This is a genomic window from Aurantiacibacter sp. MUD11, from assembly GCF_026967575.1.
Lineage (GTDB): Bacteria > Pseudomonadota > Alphaproteobacteria > Sphingomonadales > Sphingomonadaceae > Alteraurantiacibacter.
Window position 1 is genome coordinate 1,642,250 of record NZ_CP114054.1, and the last position, 18,487, is coordinate 1,660,736.

The following is an 18,487-nucleotide window of genomic DNA, read 5'->3' on the forward strand; positions in this document are numbered from 1 at the left end:
GTAGCGCTTTGGACGGCGCTACGGCACCAGCACGGTGTCGCACGCAACGTCATCGGTTTCGGGATAGTCGAGCGTGTAGTGCAGGCCGCGGCTTTCGTGGCGCTTCAGCGCGCTCTGCACGATCAGGTGCGCACACTGGTGCAGGTTGCGCAGTTCGATGAGGTCGGTGGTCACGCGGAAGTGACCGTAATAGTCGTCGATCTCGCTCGCCAGCAGCGAGATGCGGTGCGCTGCGCGCTCCAGCCGCTTGGTGGTGCGCACGATGCCGACATAGTTCCACATGAACCGGCGGATCTCGGTCCAGTTCTGCTTGATGATGACCTCTTCGTCGGAATCGGTCACGCGGCTTTCGTCCCACTCCCGGATGGCGGGCGGGTCGACGAAGCTGTCCCAATGCTCAAGGATGTCGCGCGCCGCCGCTTCGCCGAAAACGAAGCATTCGAGCAGCGAATTGGAGGCGAGGCGATTGGCGCCGTGCAATCCGCTTTCGGTGCATTCGCCCGCGGCATAAAGGCCGGGTAGGTCGGTGCGACCGTTGAGGTCGATCACGATGCCGCCGCAGGTGTAATGCTGCGCGGGGACGACCGGGATCGGCCCCTTGGTCATGTCGATGCCCAGCCCCATAAGCTTCTCGTGGATGGTCGGGAAATGCCCGGTCACGAAGTCGGCCGGCATGTGGCTGATGTCGAGATGGACATAGTCGAGGCCGTAGCGCTTGATCTGGTCGTCGATCGCGCGGGCGACCACGTCGCGCGGGGCCAGTTCCATGCGCTCGGGATCGTAGTCTTCCATGAAGCGGTGGCCGGTTTCCGGGTGGAACAGCCGCCCACCCTCGCCGCGCACGGCTTCGGTGATCAGGAAGTTCTTGACCTCGAGATTGTAGAGGCAGGTCGGGTGGAACTGCATCATCTCCATGTTGGAGACGCGCGCGCCCGCCCGCCAGGCCATGGCGATGCCGTCGCCCGTCGCGCCGCGCGGGGCGGTGCTGAACTGGTAGACACGGCCCGCGCCGCCCGCGGCCATGATGGTGGCCTTTGCCTTGTAGGCCTCCACCTTGCCCGTCGTCGTATCCAGCGCATAGGCGCCCCATACCCGGCCCGAGCCTGAGTATTTCTCCTCGTGCCGGCCGGTGATCAGGTCGATGCAGCTGCGGTCGGGCAACAGGGTGATGTTGGGATTTTCCTCCGCCGCCTTGAGCAGCGCCGCCTGCACCGCCCAGCCGGTGGCATCGTGCACGTGCACGATACGGCGATGCGAGTGACCGCCCTCGCGCGTCAGGTGCAGGTCTTCCCCCTCGCGGTTGAAGGGCACGCCCAGTTCGCACAGCCGGTCGATCGCGGCGGGCGCGCGCTCGATCACGAATTCCACCGTCTCCCGGTCGTTCAGGCCGGCCCCGGCCACCATGGTGTCGCGCACGTGGTCTTCGAAGGTGTCGCCCGCATCCAGCACTGCGGCGATCCCGCCCTGGGCCCAGGCGGTGGAGCCGCTGGTCAGCTTGCCTTTGGCCAGCACCAGCACCCGCAGGTCGGTTGCCAGCGTCAGGGCCGCCGTCAGTCCCGCGGCGCCCGAACCGATGACGAGAACGTCGTAATTGTCGCCTGCAGCAGTCATGGCGAGGTCATTGCCCTGTCACGGGTCGACCCGCAAGCATTACGGCTCGCGCATCCGGCCACCGGCAATTGCAGAAACGCTTGGTGCCGAATCGACCAATGAATTATAAGCCAATGTAAACACAATATCGGCAGAGGTTGTCTTTACATCGCACCGGGCAAGGTCACAGTATTGCCCGCACAGGGGAAATGTCGATGTCGAGCCGTTTACTTTGCCTGTTCAATCGACACGCGCCCACCGGGCGCCGCGCGGATTGGGACGGTAGCGCATTTGTGAGCCGCTGCGAGCATTGCGCAAAGCCCATATTTCGTGTCGGTCGTGGCCGTTGGAGACAGGACCCCGAGCGGCTGGACGGGGCCTAGGCCGGAGCCTGATCCGGCGCGCCGGTGAGCTGGACGAACACGTCCTCCAGGTCCGCCTCGCGAGTCGAGACGTCCTCGATGGCGAAGCCCTGCGCCTGCACCTGCGCCAGCACTTGGCCAGCCGTCATTTCCGCCTTGTCGAAGGTGATTTCGATCACCCGCTCACCCACGGTCTCGCACTTGTGGAAGCGCGGATCGCTGGGCAGCTGGGTCACGTCCTTGTCCACCGTCACCGCGACGATCTTCTCGCCCATCATGCCCACCAGCTCGCGCGTGGGCTTGTTGGCGATGAGTTCACCGTGGTTGATGATGGCAATGCGCTCGCACAGCTCTTCGGCCTCTTCGAGGTAGTGGGTGGTCAGCACTACGGTGACGCCCTCGGCGTTCAGCTCGCCCACCAGCTCCCACAGCTGCTTGCGCAATTCCACGTCGACGCCCGCGGTCGGCTCGTCCAGCACCAGGATCGGCGGCGAATGGACCATCGCCTTGGCGATCAGCAGGCGCCGCTTCATCCCGCCCGACAGCGTGCGGGCATAGGCATTGCGCTTGTCCTCCAGCCGCACGGCGCGCAGCAGCTCTTCCGACCGCCGCAGTGCCTTGGTGATGCCGTAAAAGCCGCCCTGGTTCTCCAGCACCTCGAACGGGGTGAAGAAGGGATCGAAGACGATTTCCTGCGGGACGATGCCGATGTTCAGCTTCGCATTGCGATGGTCGGTGTCGATGTCGTGGCCCCAGATCTTCACCGTGCCGCCGGTCTTGTTGACCAGTCCGGCCATGATGTTGATCAGCGTGGACTTGCCCGCGCCATTGGGACCGAGCAGGCCGAACACCTCGCCCTGCGGCACGTCGAAGCTGACACCTTTCAGCGCCAGCTTGGGATCGGACTTCTTCGATCCCGCATATTCCTTCACCAGGTCGCGGATCTCGATCGCTGCTTCGCTCATGGAGGTGCCCTTAGGGGCTTTTCCAGTCCCGCGTAAAGCGATACAGGCGCTGTCCATGAAGCACGCAGTCGATACCGCACCCGAAACCACCATCGTCGATACCCCGCGCGTCTGGTGCGACGGCTCCGGCGACATTCGCGGCGGCGAGAACTACCTGCCCGCCAGCCTGGGCCACCCACGCGTCTACATGCAGATCGACGAGGAAGGCTTCGTCGATTGCGGCTATTGCGACCGGCGCTTCATCCTGGCCGGCGGCCCTGCCGATACCGGTGACGTGCCCGATGCCTCGGATACCGGCGCCGCCGCCTGACGCACGATTTGTCAGGTTGCGTTCAGCGGCTTGTGATATTGTCTCCGCAACTTAGGAGACGACTCATGACGAAATCATTGGCTACCGCAACTGCCGTTGTCGCTCTTGCCCTGACGGCAGGCCCGCTGGCTGCGCAGGATCGCGCCGAGCGCGCCGAGCAGGCCTTTGCCGAACTGGTCGAAGGCCGCACCGCCGGCGAACCGCAGCGCTGCATCAGCACCTTCAACTCCAGCCGCCTGCGGGTGGAGGCCTATGTCGGCCTCGTCTACGAGCGCGGCGACACGATCTGGGTGGCGCGGGCGCGCGATCCGGAAAACCTCACCGTGTGGGATGTCCCGGTGATCGACCGTTACGGCACCCAGCTGTGCAGCAACGACGTGATGCGCACGATCGACCGCAATTCGGGCATGTTCAGCGGCGTCCTCTCGCTCGAGGACTTCGTGCCTTACACCAAGGACGATTCGGGCGAAGGCTGAGCCTTAGGCCCCGCGTGCCTGCCCGGTCGCGCAATCTGCGCGTACCGGGCAAGCCGCACATTTCGGCTGGGCGGGCCGACAGTGGACCTGTCCCAGCCGCTTCACCAGCAAGTGATGCTCGTCGATATCGGCGGCGCTCCATTCTCCCGGCAGTAACAGCATCAGCGCGTCGTAAGCACGCGCGGTATCCGCCCGCGCGGGCACCAGCCCCACGCGCTGCATCACCCGCCGGTGATGCCCGTCGATCACCAGCATGCGCCGCTCGAAGGTGCTGGTATTCATCACCCCGGCAGCGTTCTTTCGTCCGACGCCGGGCAGCCCCTCCAGCCAGTCCATCGCCATGTCGTCCGGCAGGTTGGAAAGGTGACGCATGTCCACCGCGCCGCGCTCCTCGATGATCGCCAGCAGGCAGGCCTTGAGCCGCTCGGCCGCAACCGAGGGGAAGGTCTGATTACGGAGCATGTCTTCCAGCTCACCCACATCGGCACGCGCGACCGCTTCCCAGCTGCCGTAGCGTGCGAGCAAGGCATCGGTGGAGGCGTTGGAAATGGCCGTCTTGCTCTGCGCCCCGATCACCCCCTGCACCAGCACCCACACCGGTTCGCGGCGCTTGTCCGGCGGCCGCACGATGCGCCCGAAGGCAGCGATCAGCGCCGCGTGAATGCGCTCCAGCTGCGCGGTGCGGGGATCGGGGCCGAGCGGCAATTCCATCGCCGGCAGGCCTGCCACCGCATCAGACCATTTGCCACCCCCGGCTTTCGGACATAGTCTCCCGCTTCGGGAAAACAGGAGGGGGAATTCCATGGCCATGCGCTTTGCGGTCTGGTGGGTGCGGCTCGTCTATGTCGCATGGATGGTGCCAGCCGGGCTGAACCATTTCATCCAGCTCTATCCGCAGCCGACCGGCAGCCAGGAGATGAGCACGGGGGTGTTCCTGGCTCTGATCGACAGCGGCATGTTCACGCTGGTGAAGGCGGTGGAACTGGTGGCCGGGCTGATGATCCTGTTCGGCTTCCGCGTGCCGCTGGCGCTGGTGATGGTGCTGCCGGTCAGCTTCACGGTCTGGTACTGGGATACCGAGCTGCAGGGCTGGTGGACCGCCAGCGCCGTCTATGGCTGGGCCGTGCTCGGCTGCAATGTCTTCCTGCTCTACGCCTATCGCGACAGCTTCCGCACCATGTTCGAGGGGTACGCCCCGCCCAGCTGGCCGTGGAAGAAGGGGGCAGAGGCATGACGCGCGTCGACGACATGCTGCGCCCGTTGTCCCTGCTGCAGATCGCCCTTGGGCTGATCATGGTGCCCACCGCGCTTGCCTATTTCCTGCCGGACTTGCTGCCCTGGGTGCGCACGGCGCAGTGGGAAGGCGAGATGACCGTGCGGCTGATGAGTCAGCTCGATGCCAGCGGCCTGCTGGCCGTTGCCAAGTTCATCCAGCTGGTCGGCGGACTGGCCCTGCTGCTCAACCGCGCCGTGCCGTTCGCGCTGGCGGCCATGGTTTCGGTTAACGTGTGCGGGGCTTTCGTCGCCGTGCTGATCGAAGGCGCGCCGGCGCTGGGTGTGATGGCGCTGGGCGTGCTCGCGCTCAACGCGATACTGATGTTCGCCTACCTCCCCGCCTATCGCGGCGTGCTGGCGGCAGGCGCAGTCGCCGATGGCGAATCCGCAGCGCCGGGCGAGAACTTCGACAGCCTGTTCTGCAACCCGCTGGCCGGCGCCAGCCGCAAGGCCTGCGCGATTGCCGCCCTGCCGCTGCTGGCCGCGCTGTGGTTCTTCTGGAAGGTCGTGCCCTTCACCAACAGTACCACCGGGCTGGTGGTGCTGGTGGTTCCGGCGCTGGTGCTGGCGGTGAATTTCGTGCGGGCGAAGAGCTAAGCGTGGCTGTCGCTCAGGCCGCACCCCGGCCAATACGTCCGGCCAGAAATGCGCCGACCGCGCCACCTGCCAGTTTCAGTCCGTGATTGACCCAGGCCATCAGCGGGAACTCCATCTCGCCGGCAAGGACCGTTGGCATGGAAATGGCGTAGTAGAACAGCATGCCGACGAGCCCCACGGCCAAACCGATGGCGAGGCGAGAGTCTTGTGCAGGCCGCGCCGCCCAGAAGCCGCCGATGCCGAACAGGACAAAGGCGACAGCCAGCCCTTCCGGTTTGTAACCGACCAGATCGGCAGTCGCGAGGTAGTAGACATAGACCGCGTAGAGCAGCTCCACGGCGATGCCGGCTATGAAGATGCGCTTCCAGTACTTCGCCATCGTCCCCTCCCCTGGGCAGGCTGCGGCTCCTTGCGTCGCCGAGTAATCTAGCCGGAATGATCTCCCGGATCATTCCGGGTCGCAAATCACTCCCACTCGATCGTCCCTGGCGGCTTCGAGGTATAGTCGTAGACCACGCGGTTGATGCCCTGCACTTCGTTGACGATGCGCGTGGCGACACCTGTCAGGAAGTGCGGATCGAAGGGATACACGTCAGCGGTCATGCCGTCGGTGCTGGTGACGGCGCGTAGGCCGCAGACGCTGTCATAGGTGCGCCCGTCGCCCATCACGCCCACGGTCTTCACCGGCAGCAGCACGGCAAAGGCCTGCCAGATGGCATCGTAGAGGCCCGCCTTGCGGATTTCCTCGAGGTAGATGGCATCGGCCTTGCGCAGGATGTCGCAGCGTTCCTTGCTCACTTCGCCGGGGATGCGGATGGCAAGGCCCGGTCCGGGGAACGGGTGGCGGCCGACGAACATCTCCGGCAGGCCCAGTTCGCGGCCCAAGGCGCGGACTTCGTCCTTGAACAGTTCGCGCAGCGGCTCCACCAGTTCCATGTTCATGCGTTCGGGCAGGCCGCCGACATTGTGGTGGCTCTTGATCGTCACGCTCGGTCCGCCGGTGAAGGAGACCGACTCGATCACGTCGGGATAGAGCGTGCCCTGCGCGAGGAAGTCCGCTCCGCCGATCTTCTTCGCCTCTTCCTCGAACACGTTGATGAACTCGGCGCCGATGAACTTGCGCTTCTTTTCCGGGTCGGTGACGCCGGCGAGGCCCGCCATGAAGCGTTCCTCCGCGTCCACCACCACCAGCGGGATGTTGTAATGGTCGCGGAACATGGTCTCGACCTGTTCGCGCTCGTTCATGCGCAGCAGGCCGTGGTCGACGAAGACGCAGGTCAGCTGGTCGCCGATGGCTTCGTGGATGAGGATGGCCGCGACCGAGGAATCGACGCCGCCGGACAGGCCGCAAATGACCTTGCCGTCACCCACCTGCTCGCGGATCTCGGCAATCTTGGTCTCGCGATAGGCGGCCATGGTCCAGTCGCCGGCAAGGCCGCAGACATGCCGCACGAAATTGGCGAGCAGCTTCGCGCCATCGGGCGTATGATAAACCTCGGGATGGAACTGGGTGCCGTAGTACTTGCGGCTTTCGTCCGCGATCACCGCGAAGGGTGCGCCGTCACTGGTGGCGACGATTTCGAAGCCGGGCGCGAACTTGGTCACCTTGTCGCCGTGGCTCATCCACACCTGGTGGCGCTCGCCGACCTTCCACAAGCCGTCGAACAGCGCGCATTCCTGCGTCACCGTCAGGAAGGCACGGCCGAACTCGCCACCTTCGCCCGTCTCGTGGCCGGGGCGAACTTCGCCGCCGAGCTGGTGGCTCATCACCTGCTGCCCGTAGCAGATGCCGAGGATCGGCAGGCCACTGTCGAACAGCACCTGCGGTGCGCGCGGGGATCCCTCGTCGCAGACGCTTGCGGGCGAACCGGAAAGGATGATGCCCTTCGGCTGCATCCGGTGGAACGCCTCTTCGGCCATGCTGAAAGGGGCGATCTCGGAATAGACGCCCGCCTCGCGCACCCGGCGCGCGATAAGCTGGGTCACTTGGCTGCCGAAATCGACGATGAGGATGGAATCGGGAAGATGGTCTGGCTGCATGGAAAGCGCTTAGAGGCGCAGGTGCGCGCCTGTCCAGCATGGGCGCGCGACAGCAGCGCGATGAAGCGCGCACCTTCCCCAAATTCAGATATGCGAAATATTCAGAATTGCGAAAATGTGCACGCCTGTGGCGCTTTTCGCAATTGCAGCATTTGATGGTGCAATGCACAATAAGCGTGAAAAGACAAAGGATGCCCTGTGAAGGGGGGTTACCACCTTTCTACCAGGAGAATTACCATGAAGAAGCTCACCATCGCCGCCCTCGCCGCCACCGTTCTGGCCGCCGCTCCGGCTCAGGCCCAGTCGGCCTTCGTGATGATCATCGGCGAAGCACCCGCTCCGGCTGCCGATCGGGCCGACGCCCCGGTTTCGCGCGAAGCCATGATCGAAAGCGCCGTCGAACGCGCCTGCCCGCAGCCGTTCATCCGCGACCTGAAGGCGCGTTCGCTGCTGGCCGAGTGCAAGGCGGAAGCGCGTGCCGAAGCCGAAGCCCTGGTGGCGGAACGTGCGGCGACCGCACCGGTGCTGGCCGTCGTCGGCTAAGCGACGCAGTTCGACAGCAGTCAACACAACTCTACACGTGTTGCGTTAGACGCAACACGTGTAGAGTATTTCGCATTTGAGTTACATTGTTACGGCACCTATCTGCGCCTCATCAGTCAGACGCCCCAAGCGGGCGCTGCAATCTGACCCCTGCCCGGAGGCGTCCTCTCCCCCCTCCCCCCCTGCTTCCGGGCTGAAACAGAATGGCCGCCACCGTCTATCGGGGCGGCCATTTTTGTATCTGTGGAACAACCGCCGCAAAGCTTCCCTCGGGGCCGTGTCATTCCTATATAATCGGCATGGAAAATACGCCCGAGAACACCCCCGAAAAACCGCGCCAGCAAGGCGAGTACGGCGCCGAGAGCATCAAGGTCCTCAAGGGCCTCGACGCGGTGCGCAAGCGCCCCGGCATGTACATCGGCGACACCGACGACGGGTCGGGCCTGCACCACATGGTTTTCGAGGTCTCGGACAACGCCATCGACGAGGCGCTGGCCGGTCACTGCGATCTGGTGCTGATCGAGCTCAACCCCGATGGCAGCGTCTCGGTGGAAGACAACGGCCGCGGCATTCCGGTCGACATCCACAAGGAAGAGGGCGTTTCCGCGGCCGAGGTCATCATGACCCAGCTGCACGCGGGCGGTAAGTTCGAGAACACCAGCGACGACAACGCCTACAAGGTCTCGGGCGGCCTGCACGGCGTGGGCGTCTCGGTGGTGAACGCGCTGTCCGAATGGCTGGAGCTGACCATCTGGCGTGACGGCAAGGAGCACTGGATGCGCTTCGAGCATGGCGATGCCGTCAACTCGCTCGAAGTGAAGGGCGATGCACCCGCGGTCGAATCCAACGGCGACGCCAACGGCCTGAAGAAAGGCACCCGCGTCACCTTCATGCCCAGCACGGAGACGTTCAAGAACGTCACCGAATTCGATTTCGAGAAGCTGGAGCACCGCTACCGCGAGCTGGCCTTCCTCAATTCCGGCGTGCGCATCCTGCTGCGCGACAAGCGGCACGAGGAAGTGCAGCAGCACGACTTGTTCTACGAAGGCGGCATCGCGGCCTTCGTGAAGTGGCTGGACCGCAACAAGCAGGCGATGATCGCCGATCCGATCTCGGTCTCCGCCGAGAAGGACGGCATCGGCATCGACGTGGCGCTGGAGTGGAACGACAGCTACTACGAAAACGTCCTCTGCTTCACCAACAACATCCCGCAGCGTGACGGCGGCACCCACCTGGCCGCCTTCCGCGCCGCGCTGACGCGCACGCTCAACAGCTATGCCGATCGTTCGGGCATGCTGAAGGGCGGCAAGATCTCGCTTTCGGGCGAGGACATGCGCGAGGGCCTGACCGCCATCGTTTCGGTCAAGCTGCCCGATCCCAAGTTCTCCAGCCAGACGAAGGACAAGCTGGTCTCTTCCGAAGTGCGCTCGCCGCTGGAAAGCCTGATGGGCGAGAAAATGGGCGAATGGCTGGAAGAGAATCCGAACGAAGCCAAGGCCATCATCCAGAAGATCATCGACGCCGCCGCCGCCCGCGAAGCCGCGCGCAAGGCCCGCGAGATGAGCCGCAAGGGCGCGATGAGCGTCGCTTCGCTGCCGGGCAAGCTGTCCGACTGCCGCGAGCGTGATCCGGCCAAGTCCGAACTGTTCCTGGTCGAGGGTGATTCGGCCGGCGGCTCCGCCAAGAGCGGCCGCGATTCCAAGTACCAGGCGATCCTGCCGCTGCGCGGCAAAATCCTCAACGTGGAGCGCGCGCGGTTCGACCGGATCATCTCGTCGAAGGAAGTCGGCACGCTGATCCAGGCGATGGGCACCGGCCTGCGCGACGAATTCAACATCGAGAAGCTGCGCTATCACAAGATCGTGATCATGACCGACGCCGACGTCGACGGCGCGCATATCCGCACGCTGCTGCTCACCTTCTTCCACCGCCAGATGCCCGAGATCATCAAGGCCGGGCACCTGTTCATCGCCCAGCCGCCGCTGTTCAAGGTCGCCAAGGGCAAGAGCGAGGTCTACCTGAAGGACCAGGGCGCGCTGGATCGCTACCTCGTCGACAACGGATTGCAGGACCGCGTGCTCGAAACCGCCGGCGGCGCGCGTTCGGGCGCGGACCTGGCCGACCTGGTGGAGCAGGCGCTGCTGCTGAGGAACCTGCTGGGCTTCGCCCCGCGCAAGTACGATTCCGCCGTGATCGAGGCCATGGCCATGGCCGGCGCGCTGGAGCCGGGCATCGATGCCGCGACCCGCGACAAGCGGCTGGAGCACGCCGCCGGCCAGATGCAGCTGAGCGATCCGGAAGCCGACTGGTCCGCCCGCACCACCGAGACGGGCGACGTGCGTTTCGACCGTGTCTGGCGCGGCGTGACCGACGTCCACCTGATCGAGGAAAAGTTCCTCGACAGCGCCGAGGCACGCAAACTGCACACGCGTGGCGTGGCGCAAGCGGAAACCTATGCCAGCCCGGCGCGCCTGGTGAAGGCGAACTCCGCCGAGGCGCAAGCCATGGAAGCAGAGGACGGCGACGAGGATGCGCCTGCCATCGATCCCAATTCCGCGATCACCCGCCCCTCGCAGCTGCTCGATGCCGTGCTGGCAGCGGGCCGCAAGGGCCTGTCGATCAGCCGCTACAAGGGTCTTGGCGAAATGAACGCCGAGCAGCTGTGGGAGACCACGCTCGACCCGGAAAACCGCGAGCTGCTGCAGGTGAAGGTGGAAGACGCCGATGTTACCGACGAGATCTTCACCCGCCTGATGGGCGACGTGGTGGAACCGCGCCGCGAGTTCATCCAGGACAATGCGCTGAACGTCGCCAATCTCGATATCTGATCCGGGCGGGAGGCCTGCAATGACCACTGGCGAGGGCAGCAACCGGCTCGAAAGCGGCAGCTACCTCGTCTTCCTTGCCTTGGTCACGCTGGCGCTGGGCGCGATCGCCTGGCCTTTCGTCTCCCCGCTGCTGTGGGCGATGCTGGCCGCGATCATGTTCCAGCCGCTGTACCAGTGGTTCCTCACCAAGCTGGGCGGCGGCGGCAACCGCGCCGCCATCGCCACCCTGCTGGTTATCACCTTCGCGGTGATCATCCCGGCGCTGTTCATCGGCGGCGTGGTGGTGGAGCAGGCGACCTCGGTGGTGGTGGCCTTTCGCGAAGGACGCATCGACGTCGCCGGCTGGTTCGACGCGGTGTTCTCCATGCTGCCCGCCATGGTGCAGGAACAGCTCAACCTCGAAAGCCTGGGCACTGCCGAAATGGTGCAGCAGCGCGCGCAGGAACTGGCGCTGGAAAGCTCCGGGCTGATCGCCTCGCAAGCCGTGGCCATCACCGGCAGCGCCTTCGGCTTCGTGCTGTCCTTCGGCATCGGCCTTTACGTCACCTACTTCCTGCTGCGCGACGGGCGCGAGCTGGGCACGAGCCTGCTGGCGCACCTGCCACTGGCGAGCGAGGTGGTGCCGCAACTGGCCGAGCGTTTCCTCGCCATCGTGCGCGCCACCATCAAGGGTTCGATCGTGGTCGGACTGGTGCAGGGGGCGCTGGGCGCGGCAACCTACTGGATCGCCGGCATGCCCTCGGTCGTGCTGCTGGGCTTGCTCACCGCGATCTTCTCGCTGCTGCCCGCCATCGGCCCGGCCATCGTCTGGGGCCCGGTGGCGCTCTACCTGCTGGCCACCGGCGACATCTGGCAAGGCGTGCTGGTGCTGGTGTCCGGCGTCGCCATCATCGGCATGGCCGACAACGTGTTGCGCCCGATCCTGGTGGGGCGCGACACCGGCATTCCCGACTGGATGATACTGATCACCACGCTGGGCGGCATCGCGCTGATGGGGCTGGCTGGCATCGTGGTCGGCCCGGTGATCGCAGGACTGTTCCTCGCCGGCTGGTCGATCCTCTATCGTGAGCGCAACCCCGAAGCGCCTGACGAAGCAGAAGAACCGACCGAAGCCGAACCGGAACAGGCCTGATGCGCGGCGTGCGTCCCGGCAGCCAGGAGGAACAGGTCGGTCGCCTGGTCATCGCCGGCGTGCTGGTCACCTTCCTGCCTGCGCTGCCGCTGGGCAACTACCTGATCTACCCCTTCCTGATCCTGTCGACCTGGTACCACGAGATGGGCCACGGCCTGACGGCGCTGGTGACGGGCAACGACTTCGAACTGCTGGTGATCAATGCCGATGGCTCGGGCTACGCCAGCTCGCTCACCGCGACGCAGGGGGGCGGCGTGGACCGGGCGCTGATCGCCATGGGCGGCCCGCTGGGGCCAAGCGTCATGGGCGCGCTGCTGATTCTCGCTAGCAGCGCGCGCAAGTACTGGAAGCCCGCCCTGCTTGCGCTGGCCGGAGTGCTGGTGCTCTCGACGCTGATCTGGGTGCGCTCGCTGGTCGGCTGGATCATGCTGCCGCTGGTGGCGGCGCTGCTGGGCTGGCTGGCGTGGAAGGGCCGCGCGGAACTGCAGCGCTTCATGCTGCAATTCCTCGGCATGCTCGGCGCGCTCAGCATGTTCTCCGATTGGGACTACTTGTTCTCCGAAGGCGGACTGGTCGGTGGCCACCCTATGCTGTCGGACACGGCGGCGATCGAGGCGGAGCTGTTCCTGCCGCACTGGGTCTGGGCGGTGGTGATCATCGGCCTGTCGGGCCTGATGATCGGGGCCAGCCTGAAATACGCGCTCAACCGCGAGGGCTAGACGGAAACCACGGCACGAAGGCCGGCGTGCGGCGGGCGTAGTCAGCGAAGTCCTCGCCATATTTCTCCGCCATGCCGCGCTCGGTCATCGCCGCGCCTGACCATTTCACCAGCGTGAAGGTTAGGAACAGCGGCCCCGGCAGGGTCCAGATGACGGCGGCCGGATCGACGCTCATCGCCGCCAGCCAGATGCCCCACCAGACGCAGGCATCGCCGAAGTAGTTGGGGTGCCGGGTGTAGCGCCACAGGCCCTTGTCCATCACCTTGCCCTTGTTGGCCGGATCCGCCTTGAAACGCGCTAGTTGCCAGTCGCCGACCCATTCGAAGAAGATGCCCACCAGCCAGAGCGCGAAGCCTGCCCATGCCAGCGTGGTGATCGGCTGGCCCATACCGCTGGCAAGGATGCCCAGCTGTGCGGGACTGCTGACGATGAACAGCAGCACGCCCTGCATCAGCCACACGCGGATCAGGACAGCCGTGCCCCAATGGCCCTTCGCGCGATCCTCGGCCAGGATCCTCACATAGCGCTCGTCCTCGCCGTGGCGGAGGAAACGGCGCAACAGGTAGATGGCCAGGCGCACGCCCCAGAGAACCGCCATCGCCAGCAGCAGCTGCGCCTGCGGGCCGGGCTCGAAGGTATGGATGAAGCTGAGCAGGGCCAGCACGGCCATCCCGCCGCCCCATACTGCATCCACGAAGCTGACCTTGCCGGTCGCCAGCGAGACCAGCCACAGCAGCAGCGCCATGACCAGCACGGCGCCGGCGTTAATCAGCAGCGCCTCAGTCATCGCCCTTTTCGGGAAGCTCGGCCACCTGCGCCGCAAGCACTTCGAAGCGTTCGCAATCGGGCATGGCCCGCTGGTAGAATGCCGCCAGGTGACCGAGGTCCTCGCGGAAATCGCGGGACGGGATAATCGGCTCGCCGAAGCCCGCGCGGCCCGTCTCGGCATCGAGCCATGCCGGCACGATGGGAATGCCCGCGCCAGAGGCGATATGGTAGAAACCGCTCTTCCACCGACCGTCTGACGAGCGCGTACCTTCGGGGGCGATCACCAGCGCGATCTCGTCCGATTCCTCGATCGCCTTGATCACGCTCTTCACATAGCCCTGCGGCGAAGCGCGATTGATCGGCATGCCGCCCATATCGAGCATGAACCGCTCCATCGGCCACTTGAACAGCGTGTGCTTGCCGATGAAGCGCGGCTTGATGCCCACTTCCTGCACAGCACCGGCGAAGTAGATGAAATCCCAGTTGGAGGTATGCGGCGCGCCGACGAGGATGAACTTCTTCAGTCGCGGCGGATGGTTCTCCAGCGTGAATCCCTTCCACCGGTACAGGTGGCGCAGCAGCCACCAGACGAAGCGGGAAAGAAGGGTGGGTTTATGCTGGACCATCAATCCATTTCCTACTCCTGCCAGTCGAAGGCTTTTCGACAGAATGTACTAGCGACGTGCACGATTGCGGACGTAGCGCTCGAGAATGTCCTTTCGGGCTTCCTCGGGGTGAGTGGCGAGGCGCAAGATTCGAAAATTGATCCGAGTTGCCCAAAGCATCAACAGACCAAATATCAATACAAAGGCCAGTGCCGTATGGGTCATGTCCCACCAGTATGCTGGATCTTCCACGATCCTTTCCCAGATCTCGCGATCAGGGCCCTGCAAGTCAGACTCCAAATCACGACTTGCTTCCCATCCTACATAGGCAAAGCTCGCAACGAAAACCGTGGCCGTCACTAAAAGATCATCAAATAACGCTTTCCCAAAATCGTAGATGGCCCGGAATCTGTCCTCTCGGTATTCTCGAATTTTCTTTAAATCATGAACCCCGGTTGTACGCTGCGCTTGCCTGGCCAACTTTGAGAAGCGAGAAGCCCATTGGGTTAGCATGCGCCTGCCGATGCGCAGGGTTGCAAGAAGCAAACCTCCGAAAACGATCACGTTAGCCGCAGCGGTAGCTTCTTCTGACGAAAAGAAATCTAACATCGTCACATCCGGAATACGCCGAAGCGCGGGCGGTCGGGGATCGGCGCTTCCAGCGTCGCAGCAAGGGCAAGGCCGAGCACGTCGCGGGTCTGCACCGGGTCGATCACGCCATCGTCCCAAAGGCGTGCGGTGGCGTAGTAGGGATTGCCCTCGTCCTCGTACTTCTGGCGGATCGGGGCCTTGAACTCCTCGGCTTCCTCCGGCGACCATGTGTCGGCGTCGCGGTGGACGGTGGCGAGCACCGATGCGGCCTGTTCGCCGCCCATCACCGAAATGCGCGCATTGGGCCAGGTAAACATGAAGCGCGGGCTGTAGGCGCGGCCGCACATGCCGTAATTGCCCGCACCGAAGCTGCCGCCGATCACCACGGTGAGCTTGGGCACCTGTGCGGTGGCCACGGCCGTCACCAGCTTGGCGCCGTGCTTGGCGATGCCTTCGGCCTCGTATTTCCCTCCCACCATGAAGCCGGAAATGTTCTGCAGGAACAGCAGCGGCATCCCGCGCTGGCAGGCCAGCTCGATGAAATGCGCGCCCTTCTGCGCGCTTTCGGAAAACAGCACGCCGTTGTTGGCGAGGATCGCCACCGGCATGCCCCAGACATGCGCGAAGCCGCAGACCAGGGTGGAGCCGAAGTCCTTCTTGAACTCGTGGAACTCGCTGCCGTCGACGATCCGGGCAATCACCTCGTGCACGTCGTAGGGCGCGCGCACGTCGTCCGGGATGATGGAGTAGAGATCCTCGGCATCGAACTTGGGCGGGCGCGGTTCGCGCAGCTCCACCTGCGCGCCTTCGCTGGCGCCAAGATGGCTGACGATATCGCGCACGATCGTCAGCGCGTGTTCGTCGTTCTCGGCGAGGTGGTCGACCACGCCGGATTTGTGCGCATGGAGATAGCCGCCGCCCAGATCCTCGGCGGAAATCTCCTCGCCCGTAGCGGCCTTCACCAGGGGCGGCCCGGCGAGGAAGATCGTGCCCTGCTCGCGCACAATCACCGTCTCGTCGCTCATGGCGGGCACATAGGCGCCGCCCGCAGTACAGGAGCCCATGACGCAGGCGATCTGCGGGATGCCGAGCGAGGACATCTGCGCCTGGTTGTAGAAGATGCGCCCGAAATGGTCGCGATCGGGGAAGACCTCGGCCTGGTACGGCAGGTTCGCGCCGCCGCTGTCCACCAGGTAGACGCAGGGCAGGTTGTTCTGCAGCGCGATCTCCTGCGCGCGCAGGTGCTTCTTCACCGTCATCGGATAGTAGGAGCCGCCCTTCACCGTCGCATCGTTGGCGGCGATCATCACCTGCCGGCCCGAAACGCGGCCGATGCCGGCAATGATAGAGGCGCCGTTGACGTCGCCTTCGTACATGCCGTTCGCCGCCAGCTGACCGATCTCGAGGAAGGAACTTCCCGGATCGAGCAGCCGCTCCACCCGCTCGCGCGGCAGTAGCTTGCCGCGACTGACGTGCTTCTCCCGGTGCCGCTCCGGCCCGCCCAGCGCGGCCTCGGCCACCTTGGCGCGCAGCTCCTCCGCCAGTGCCCGGTTATGCGCCGCGCGCGCCTTGGCTTCGGGGCTTTCTAGGTCGAGTTTGGAGGTCAGTACGGGAGCAGTCATTCGGTCTCGCTGGCAAGGTGCTCGGCAAAGAAGGGCAATACCACGCTGCTGAACCGCTCGCCGATGCGGTTCACGTGGTTGCCGTCGTAGGTTTCGAAAATGTGCTCGATCCCGAAGCGCTCGAGCTGCTGGCTGATCAGCGTGTCGTCGCGGATCAGCCCGTCCTCGGTGCCGACGTCGGAGCCGATGGCTGCGAAGCTTTCCAGCGCCTCGACATGGCCCGCGACCATCGCCAGCGGCGAATTGGCGGCCCATTGCGCAAGCACCAACCGGTCGACGCTGCCATCCTCGGCCAGTGGCCACTGGACGTAGAACGGCGGGTTGGTCGGGTCCGGTGCCCAGGCAGTGGCGCTGGCCAGCCCCGCGCGCATGCCGAAGCCGGAATCGTCGACACCCTCGCGCGGCACGGCAGCCATGGCGGCAGCGCTTTCGGGCGTTTCATTGCGCGGGCTGACGCAGCAGGCACTCTGCGCCCAGATGGCGTTGAACACCTCTGGATGCGTCATGCCCACCACCCAGGTGCCGTATCCGCCCATCGAGTGGCCGGCAAGGCCGCGTCCCTCGCGGGTCGGGATGGTGCGGTAATGGCTGTCAACATAGGCGACGAGGTCGGTGGCGATGAAGTCGCGGAAATTGCCGACGGTGACGGAGTTCGAATACATCGAGCCACCCATGGCGGTTAGCGTATCGGGCACCACCACGATGAACTCGCGGCCTTCGGCGGCATTGTCCGCCACAGCCGTCGGCACCTGCATGTAGTCGTAGAAGTCGCGGCCCGAGATGGCGAAGCCGTGCAGGTAGTACACCACCGGGTAATGCCGCTCCGGGCTGCTGGCGTAGCTTGGCGGCAGCACCACCATCACGCTGCGGGTCGCGCTGTTTTCCTCGAGGTTGCCTTCTAGGCTAGCCCCGTGGACGAACACTTCCTCGACCGTGATGCCCTCGGGAATGACGGCATCGGGCGCGGTGATGTTCTGCGCCGTGGCAGGCACTGCAACCAGCGCCAGCGCGGCGGCGAGCAGCTTGCCGGAGATCGACTTACTGGGCATCGAGATGCTCCGCGAAGAAGGGCAGCACATGGGTGCGAATGCGTTCGCGGATGCGGTTGCCGTGGTCGCCTTCATAGAGTTCGAAATCGTATTCGATGCCGAAATGATCGAGCTGTTCGCGCCATTGGCGGTTGGGTTCCAGCAGGAAGTCCTGGTCGCCGATATCCATCGCGAAGCCCTCCAGCGCGTGCAGTTCCGGAAGGTACTGCGGCAGCAGCACGATGGGCGAATTGGCAGCAAGGCGATAGTTCACCAACGGATCTAGCGAGCCGTCTTCTCGCAGGCCGGAATCGGCCTTCAGGAAGCCCTCATCTCGCGGATCGGGTGACCATGCAGCCAGCGTGGAAACCTGCGCCAGCCCGCCGAAATCTGCAGCGGCAACGTCTTCCGGGCTCATGCCGTCGATGCGGGCCGCGTCCTCGGCCGACAAAGTCATCGGTTCGAGGCAGCAGGCGCTCATCATGTAGATGGAGGAGAAAATGCCCGGCCGGTGCATGGCGATGCGGATCGTGCCGTAACCGCCCATCGAGTGTCCGGCGAGTCCGCGCGAGGCAGGATCGGCGATGGTGCGGTAGTTGGCATCCACCCAGTTCACCAAGTCGTTCGCCACCATGCTTTCGTAATCACCCACGGTCGGACCCGAGGAATAGAATCCGCCGCGCAGCTTCGAGAAGCCGTCGGGCATCACCATGATGAAATCGTGGCCCGCCTCGCTGGCGGCCTGCACCGCCTCGTCTAGCCGGAAACCGGCCTGCTGCACATCCACCGGCATCCAGTAGCCGTGCAGGTAATAGACCACCGGATAGCGCTTGTCCGGGTTCTCGTCATAGCCGGGAGGGGTAACGACGACGACGGAGCGAGCCGTCGAATTGCCTTCCAGGTTACCCGCCAGCGACGGGGCTTCAAAGGTAGTCTCGGTTACGCGGGCACTTTCCTGCGCGGCGACAGGTGCGGCAACAAGCAGCGCGGCGGCTGCAACGCCGAAAGCGGCGGTCACGGTCTTCAGCATGGCTCT

General features: G+C 64.8%; 19 protein-coding genes. 8 read left to right on the forward strand and 11 right to left on the reverse strand.

The window, feature by feature from the left end; translation table 11 throughout:
* Window positions 1–18: 18 nt before the first annotated feature.
* Both nadB and OZN62_RS08200 read right to left on the reverse strand, forming a co-directional pair.
* Entirely contained in the window at window positions 19–1,611 is a 1,593-nt protein-coding gene (nadB, locus tag OZN62_RS08195; RefSeq protein WP_269099081.1) for an L-aspartate oxidase, read from the reverse strand.
* A gap of 358 nt (window positions 1,612–1,969) precedes the next feature.
* Entirely contained in the window at window positions 1,970–2,917 is a 948-nt protein-coding gene (locus OZN62_RS08200; RefSeq protein WP_269099083.1) for an ABC transporter ATP-binding protein, read from the reverse strand.
* 55 nt (window positions 2,918–2,972) lie between these two features.
* Between OZN62_RS08200 and OZN62_RS08205 the strand changes: the two genes are divergently transcribed.
* Window positions 2,973–3,227 (forward strand): zinc-finger domain-containing protein, encoded by a 255-nt coding sequence (locus tag OZN62_RS08205; protein ID WP_269099084.1) that lies wholly within the window; start codon window positions 2,973–2,975, stop codon window positions 3,225–3,227.
* Between the two features lie 65 nt (window positions 3,228–3,292).
* Complete coding sequence (locus tag OZN62_RS08210; protein WP_269099085.1) at window positions 3,293–3,703, forward strand: hypothetical protein; 411 nt, start codon at window positions 3,293–3,295, stop codon at window positions 3,701–3,703.
* Between the two features lie 3 nt (window positions 3,704–3,706).
* Here the strand turns inward: OZN62_RS08210 and OZN62_RS08215 are convergent, their stop codons facing one another.
* The gene (locus OZN62_RS08215; RefSeq protein WP_269099087.1) at window positions 3,707–4,414 is read right to left on the reverse strand and encodes an endonuclease III domain-containing protein; all 708 of its coding nucleotides are present in this window, start codon (window positions 4,412–4,414) and stop codon (window positions 3,707–3,709) included.
* Between the two features lie 91 nt (window positions 4,415–4,505).
* Between OZN62_RS08215 and OZN62_RS08220 the strand changes: the two genes are divergently transcribed.
* The gene (locus OZN62_RS08220; protein WP_269099088.1) at window positions 4,506–4,937 is read left to right on the forward strand and encodes a hypothetical protein; all 432 of its coding nucleotides are present in this window, start codon (window positions 4,506–4,508) and stop codon (window positions 4,935–4,937) included.
* Entirely contained in the window at window positions 4,934–5,575 is a 642-nt protein-coding gene (locus OZN62_RS08225; RefSeq protein ID WP_269099090.1) for a hypothetical protein, read from the forward strand. The genes OZN62_RS08220 and OZN62_RS08225 overlap by 4 nt, the downstream gene beginning before the upstream one ends.
* Before the next feature lie 13 nt (window positions 5,576–5,588).
* Here OZN62_RS08225 and OZN62_RS08230 read toward each other — a convergent pair whose 3' ends face one another.
* Both OZN62_RS08230 and guaA read right to left on the reverse strand, forming a co-directional pair.
* Complete coding sequence (locus tag OZN62_RS08230) at window positions 5,589–5,954, reverse strand: hypothetical protein (protein ID WP_269099092.1); 366 nt, start codon at window positions 5,952–5,954, stop codon at window positions 5,589–5,591.
* An 86-nt stretch (window positions 5,955–6,040) separates the two neighbouring features.
* Window positions 6,041–7,615, reverse strand: a complete 1,575-nt coding sequence (guaA, locus tag OZN62_RS08235) for a glutamine-hydrolyzing GMP synthase (protein WP_269099093.1) — start codon at window positions 7,613–7,615, stop codon at window positions 6,041–6,043.
* A gap of 237 nt (window positions 7,616–7,852) precedes the next feature.
* On the opposite strand from guaA, the gene OZN62_RS08240 reads away from it, so the two are divergent.
* From OZN62_RS08240 to OZN62_RS08255, 4 genes are all read left to right on the forward strand, one after another.
* A complete protein-coding gene (locus tag OZN62_RS08240) occupies window positions 7,853–8,158 on the forward strand; it encodes a hypothetical protein (protein ID WP_269099094.1) in 306 nt (101 codons plus the stop codon).
* Window positions 8,159–8,457: 299 nt separating this feature from the next.
* Window positions 8,458–10,986, forward strand: a complete 2,529-nt coding sequence (gene gyrB, locus OZN62_RS08245) for a DNA topoisomerase (ATP-hydrolyzing) subunit B (RefSeq protein WP_269099095.1) — start codon at window positions 8,458–8,460, stop codon at window positions 10,984–10,986.
* Window positions 10,987–11,005: 19 nt separating this feature from the next.
* Window positions 11,006–12,118 carry an AI-2E family transporter gene (locus OZN62_RS08250; RefSeq protein WP_269099096.1) on the forward strand — a complete coding sequence of 371 codons (1,113 nt, stop codon included), beginning with the start codon at window positions 11,006–11,008 and terminating at the stop codon, window positions 12,116–12,118.
* Entirely contained in the window at window positions 12,118–12,837 is a 720-nt protein-coding gene (locus OZN62_RS08255) for a M50 family metallopeptidase (protein WP_269099097.1), read from the forward strand. The genes OZN62_RS08250 and OZN62_RS08255 overlap by 1 nt, the downstream gene beginning before the upstream one ends.
* Here OZN62_RS08255 and OZN62_RS08260 read toward each other — a convergent pair.
* The 6 genes from OZN62_RS08260 to OZN62_RS08285 are packed head-to-tail and all read right to left on the reverse strand — an operon-like array spanning window position 12,821 to window position 18,481.
* Window positions 12,821–13,624 (reverse strand): DUF1295 domain-containing protein, encoded by an 804-nt coding sequence (locus OZN62_RS08260; protein WP_269099098.1) that lies wholly within the window; start codon window positions 13,622–13,624, stop codon window positions 12,821–12,823. The two genes, OZN62_RS08255 and OZN62_RS08260, sit on opposite strands and share 17 nt — an antisense overlap.
* Window positions 13,617–14,231, reverse strand: a complete 615-nt coding sequence (locus OZN62_RS08265; protein WP_269099101.1) for a 1-acyl-sn-glycerol-3-phosphate acyltransferase — start codon at window positions 14,229–14,231, stop codon at window positions 13,617–13,619. Before OZN62_RS08265 ends, OZN62_RS08260 begins: the two co-directional genes overlap by 8 nt.
* Before the next feature lie 48 nt (window positions 14,232–14,279).
* A complete protein-coding gene (locus OZN62_RS08270) occupies window positions 14,280–14,819 on the reverse strand; it encodes a hypothetical protein (RefSeq protein WP_269099102.1) in 540 nt (179 codons plus the stop codon).
* Window positions 14,820–14,821: 2 nt separating this feature from the next.
* Entirely contained in the window at window positions 14,822–16,423 is a 1,602-nt protein-coding gene (locus OZN62_RS08275; protein WP_269099104.1) for a carboxyl transferase domain-containing protein, read from the reverse strand.
* Complete coding sequence (locus OZN62_RS08280; RefSeq protein ID WP_269099106.1) at window positions 16,420–17,472, reverse strand: alpha/beta hydrolase; 1,053 nt, start codon at window positions 17,470–17,472, stop codon at window positions 16,420–16,422. Before OZN62_RS08280 ends, OZN62_RS08275 begins: the two co-directional genes overlap by 4 nt.
* Window positions 17,462–18,481 (reverse strand): alpha/beta hydrolase, encoded by a 1,020-nt coding sequence (locus OZN62_RS08285; RefSeq protein ID WP_269099108.1) that lies wholly within the window; start codon window positions 18,479–18,481, stop codon window positions 17,462–17,464. Before OZN62_RS08285 ends, OZN62_RS08280 begins: the two co-directional genes overlap by 11 nt.
* Between the last annotated feature and the right edge of the window lie 6 nt (window positions 18,482–18,487).

Bases quoted from the DNA above. Each gene is read 5' to 3' on its own strand.
- guaA (WP_269099093.1), bottom strand. From the start codon at position 7,615: ATGCAGCCAGACCATCTTCCCGATTCCATCCTCATCGTCGATTTCGGC.
- nadB (WP_269099081.1), bottom strand. From the start codon at position 1,611: ATGACTGCTGCAGGCGACAATTACGACGTTCTCGTCATCGGTTCGGGC.
- OZN62_RS08275 (WP_269099104.1), bottom strand. From the start codon at position 16,423: ATGACTGCTCCCGTACTGACCTCCAAACTCGACCTAGAAAGCCCCGAA.
- OZN62_RS08270 (WP_269099102.1), bottom strand. From the start codon at position 14,819: ATGTTAGATTTCTTTTCGTCAGAAGAAGCTACCGCTGCGGCTAACGTG.
- OZN62_RS08215 (WP_269099087.1), bottom strand. From the start codon at position 4,414: ATGGAATTGCCGCTCGGCCCCGATCCCCGCACCGCGCAGCTGGAGCGC.
- OZN62_RS08280 (WP_269099106.1), bottom strand. From the start codon at position 17,472: ATGCCCAGTAAGTCGATCTCCGGCAAGCTGCTCGCCGCCGCGCTGGCG.
- OZN62_RS08285 (WP_269099108.1), bottom strand. From the start codon at position 18,481: ATGCTGAAGACCGTGACCGCCGCTTTCGGCGTTGCAGCCGCCGCGCTG.
- OZN62_RS08260 (WP_269099098.1), bottom strand. From the start codon at position 13,624: ATGACTGAGGCGCTGCTGATTAACGCCGGCGCCGTGCTGGTCATGGCG.
- OZN62_RS08205 (WP_269099084.1), top strand. From the start codon at position 2,973: ATGAAGCACGCAGTCGATACCGCACCCGAAACCACCATCGTCGATACC.
- OZN62_RS08250 (WP_269099096.1), top strand. From the start codon at position 11,006: ATGACCACTGGCGAGGGCAGCAACCGGCTCGAAAGCGGCAGCTACCTC.
- OZN62_RS08200 (WP_269099083.1), bottom strand. From the start codon at position 2,917: ATGAGCGAAGCAGCGATCGAGATCCGCGACCTGGTGAAGGAATATGCG.
- OZN62_RS08210 (WP_269099085.1), top strand. From the start codon at position 3,293: ATGACGAAATCATTGGCTACCGCAACTGCCGTTGTCGCTCTTGCCCTG.
- OZN62_RS08220 (WP_269099088.1), top strand. From the start codon at position 4,506: ATGGCCATGCGCTTTGCGGTCTGGTGGGTGCGGCTCGTCTATGTCGCA.
- OZN62_RS08265 (WP_269099101.1), bottom strand. From the start codon at position 14,231: ATGGTCCAGCATAAACCCACCCTTCTTTCCCGCTTCGTCTGGTGGCTG.
- OZN62_RS08240 (WP_269099094.1), top strand. From the start codon at position 7,853: ATGAAGAAGCTCACCATCGCCGCCCTCGCCGCCACCGTTCTGGCCGCC.
- OZN62_RS08230 (WP_269099092.1), bottom strand. From the start codon at position 5,954: ATGGCGAAGTACTGGAAGCGCATCTTCATAGCCGGCATCGCCGTGGAG.
- gyrB (WP_269099095.1), top strand. From the start codon at position 8,458: ATGGAAAATACGCCCGAGAACACCCCCGAAAAACCGCGCCAGCAAGGC.
- OZN62_RS08225 (WP_269099090.1), top strand. From the start codon at position 4,934: ATGACGCGCGTCGACGACATGCTGCGCCCGTTGTCCCTGCTGCAGATC.
- OZN62_RS08255 (WP_269099097.1), top strand. From the start codon at position 12,118: ATGCGCGGCGTGCGTCCCGGCAGCCAGGAGGAACAGGTCGGTCGCCTG.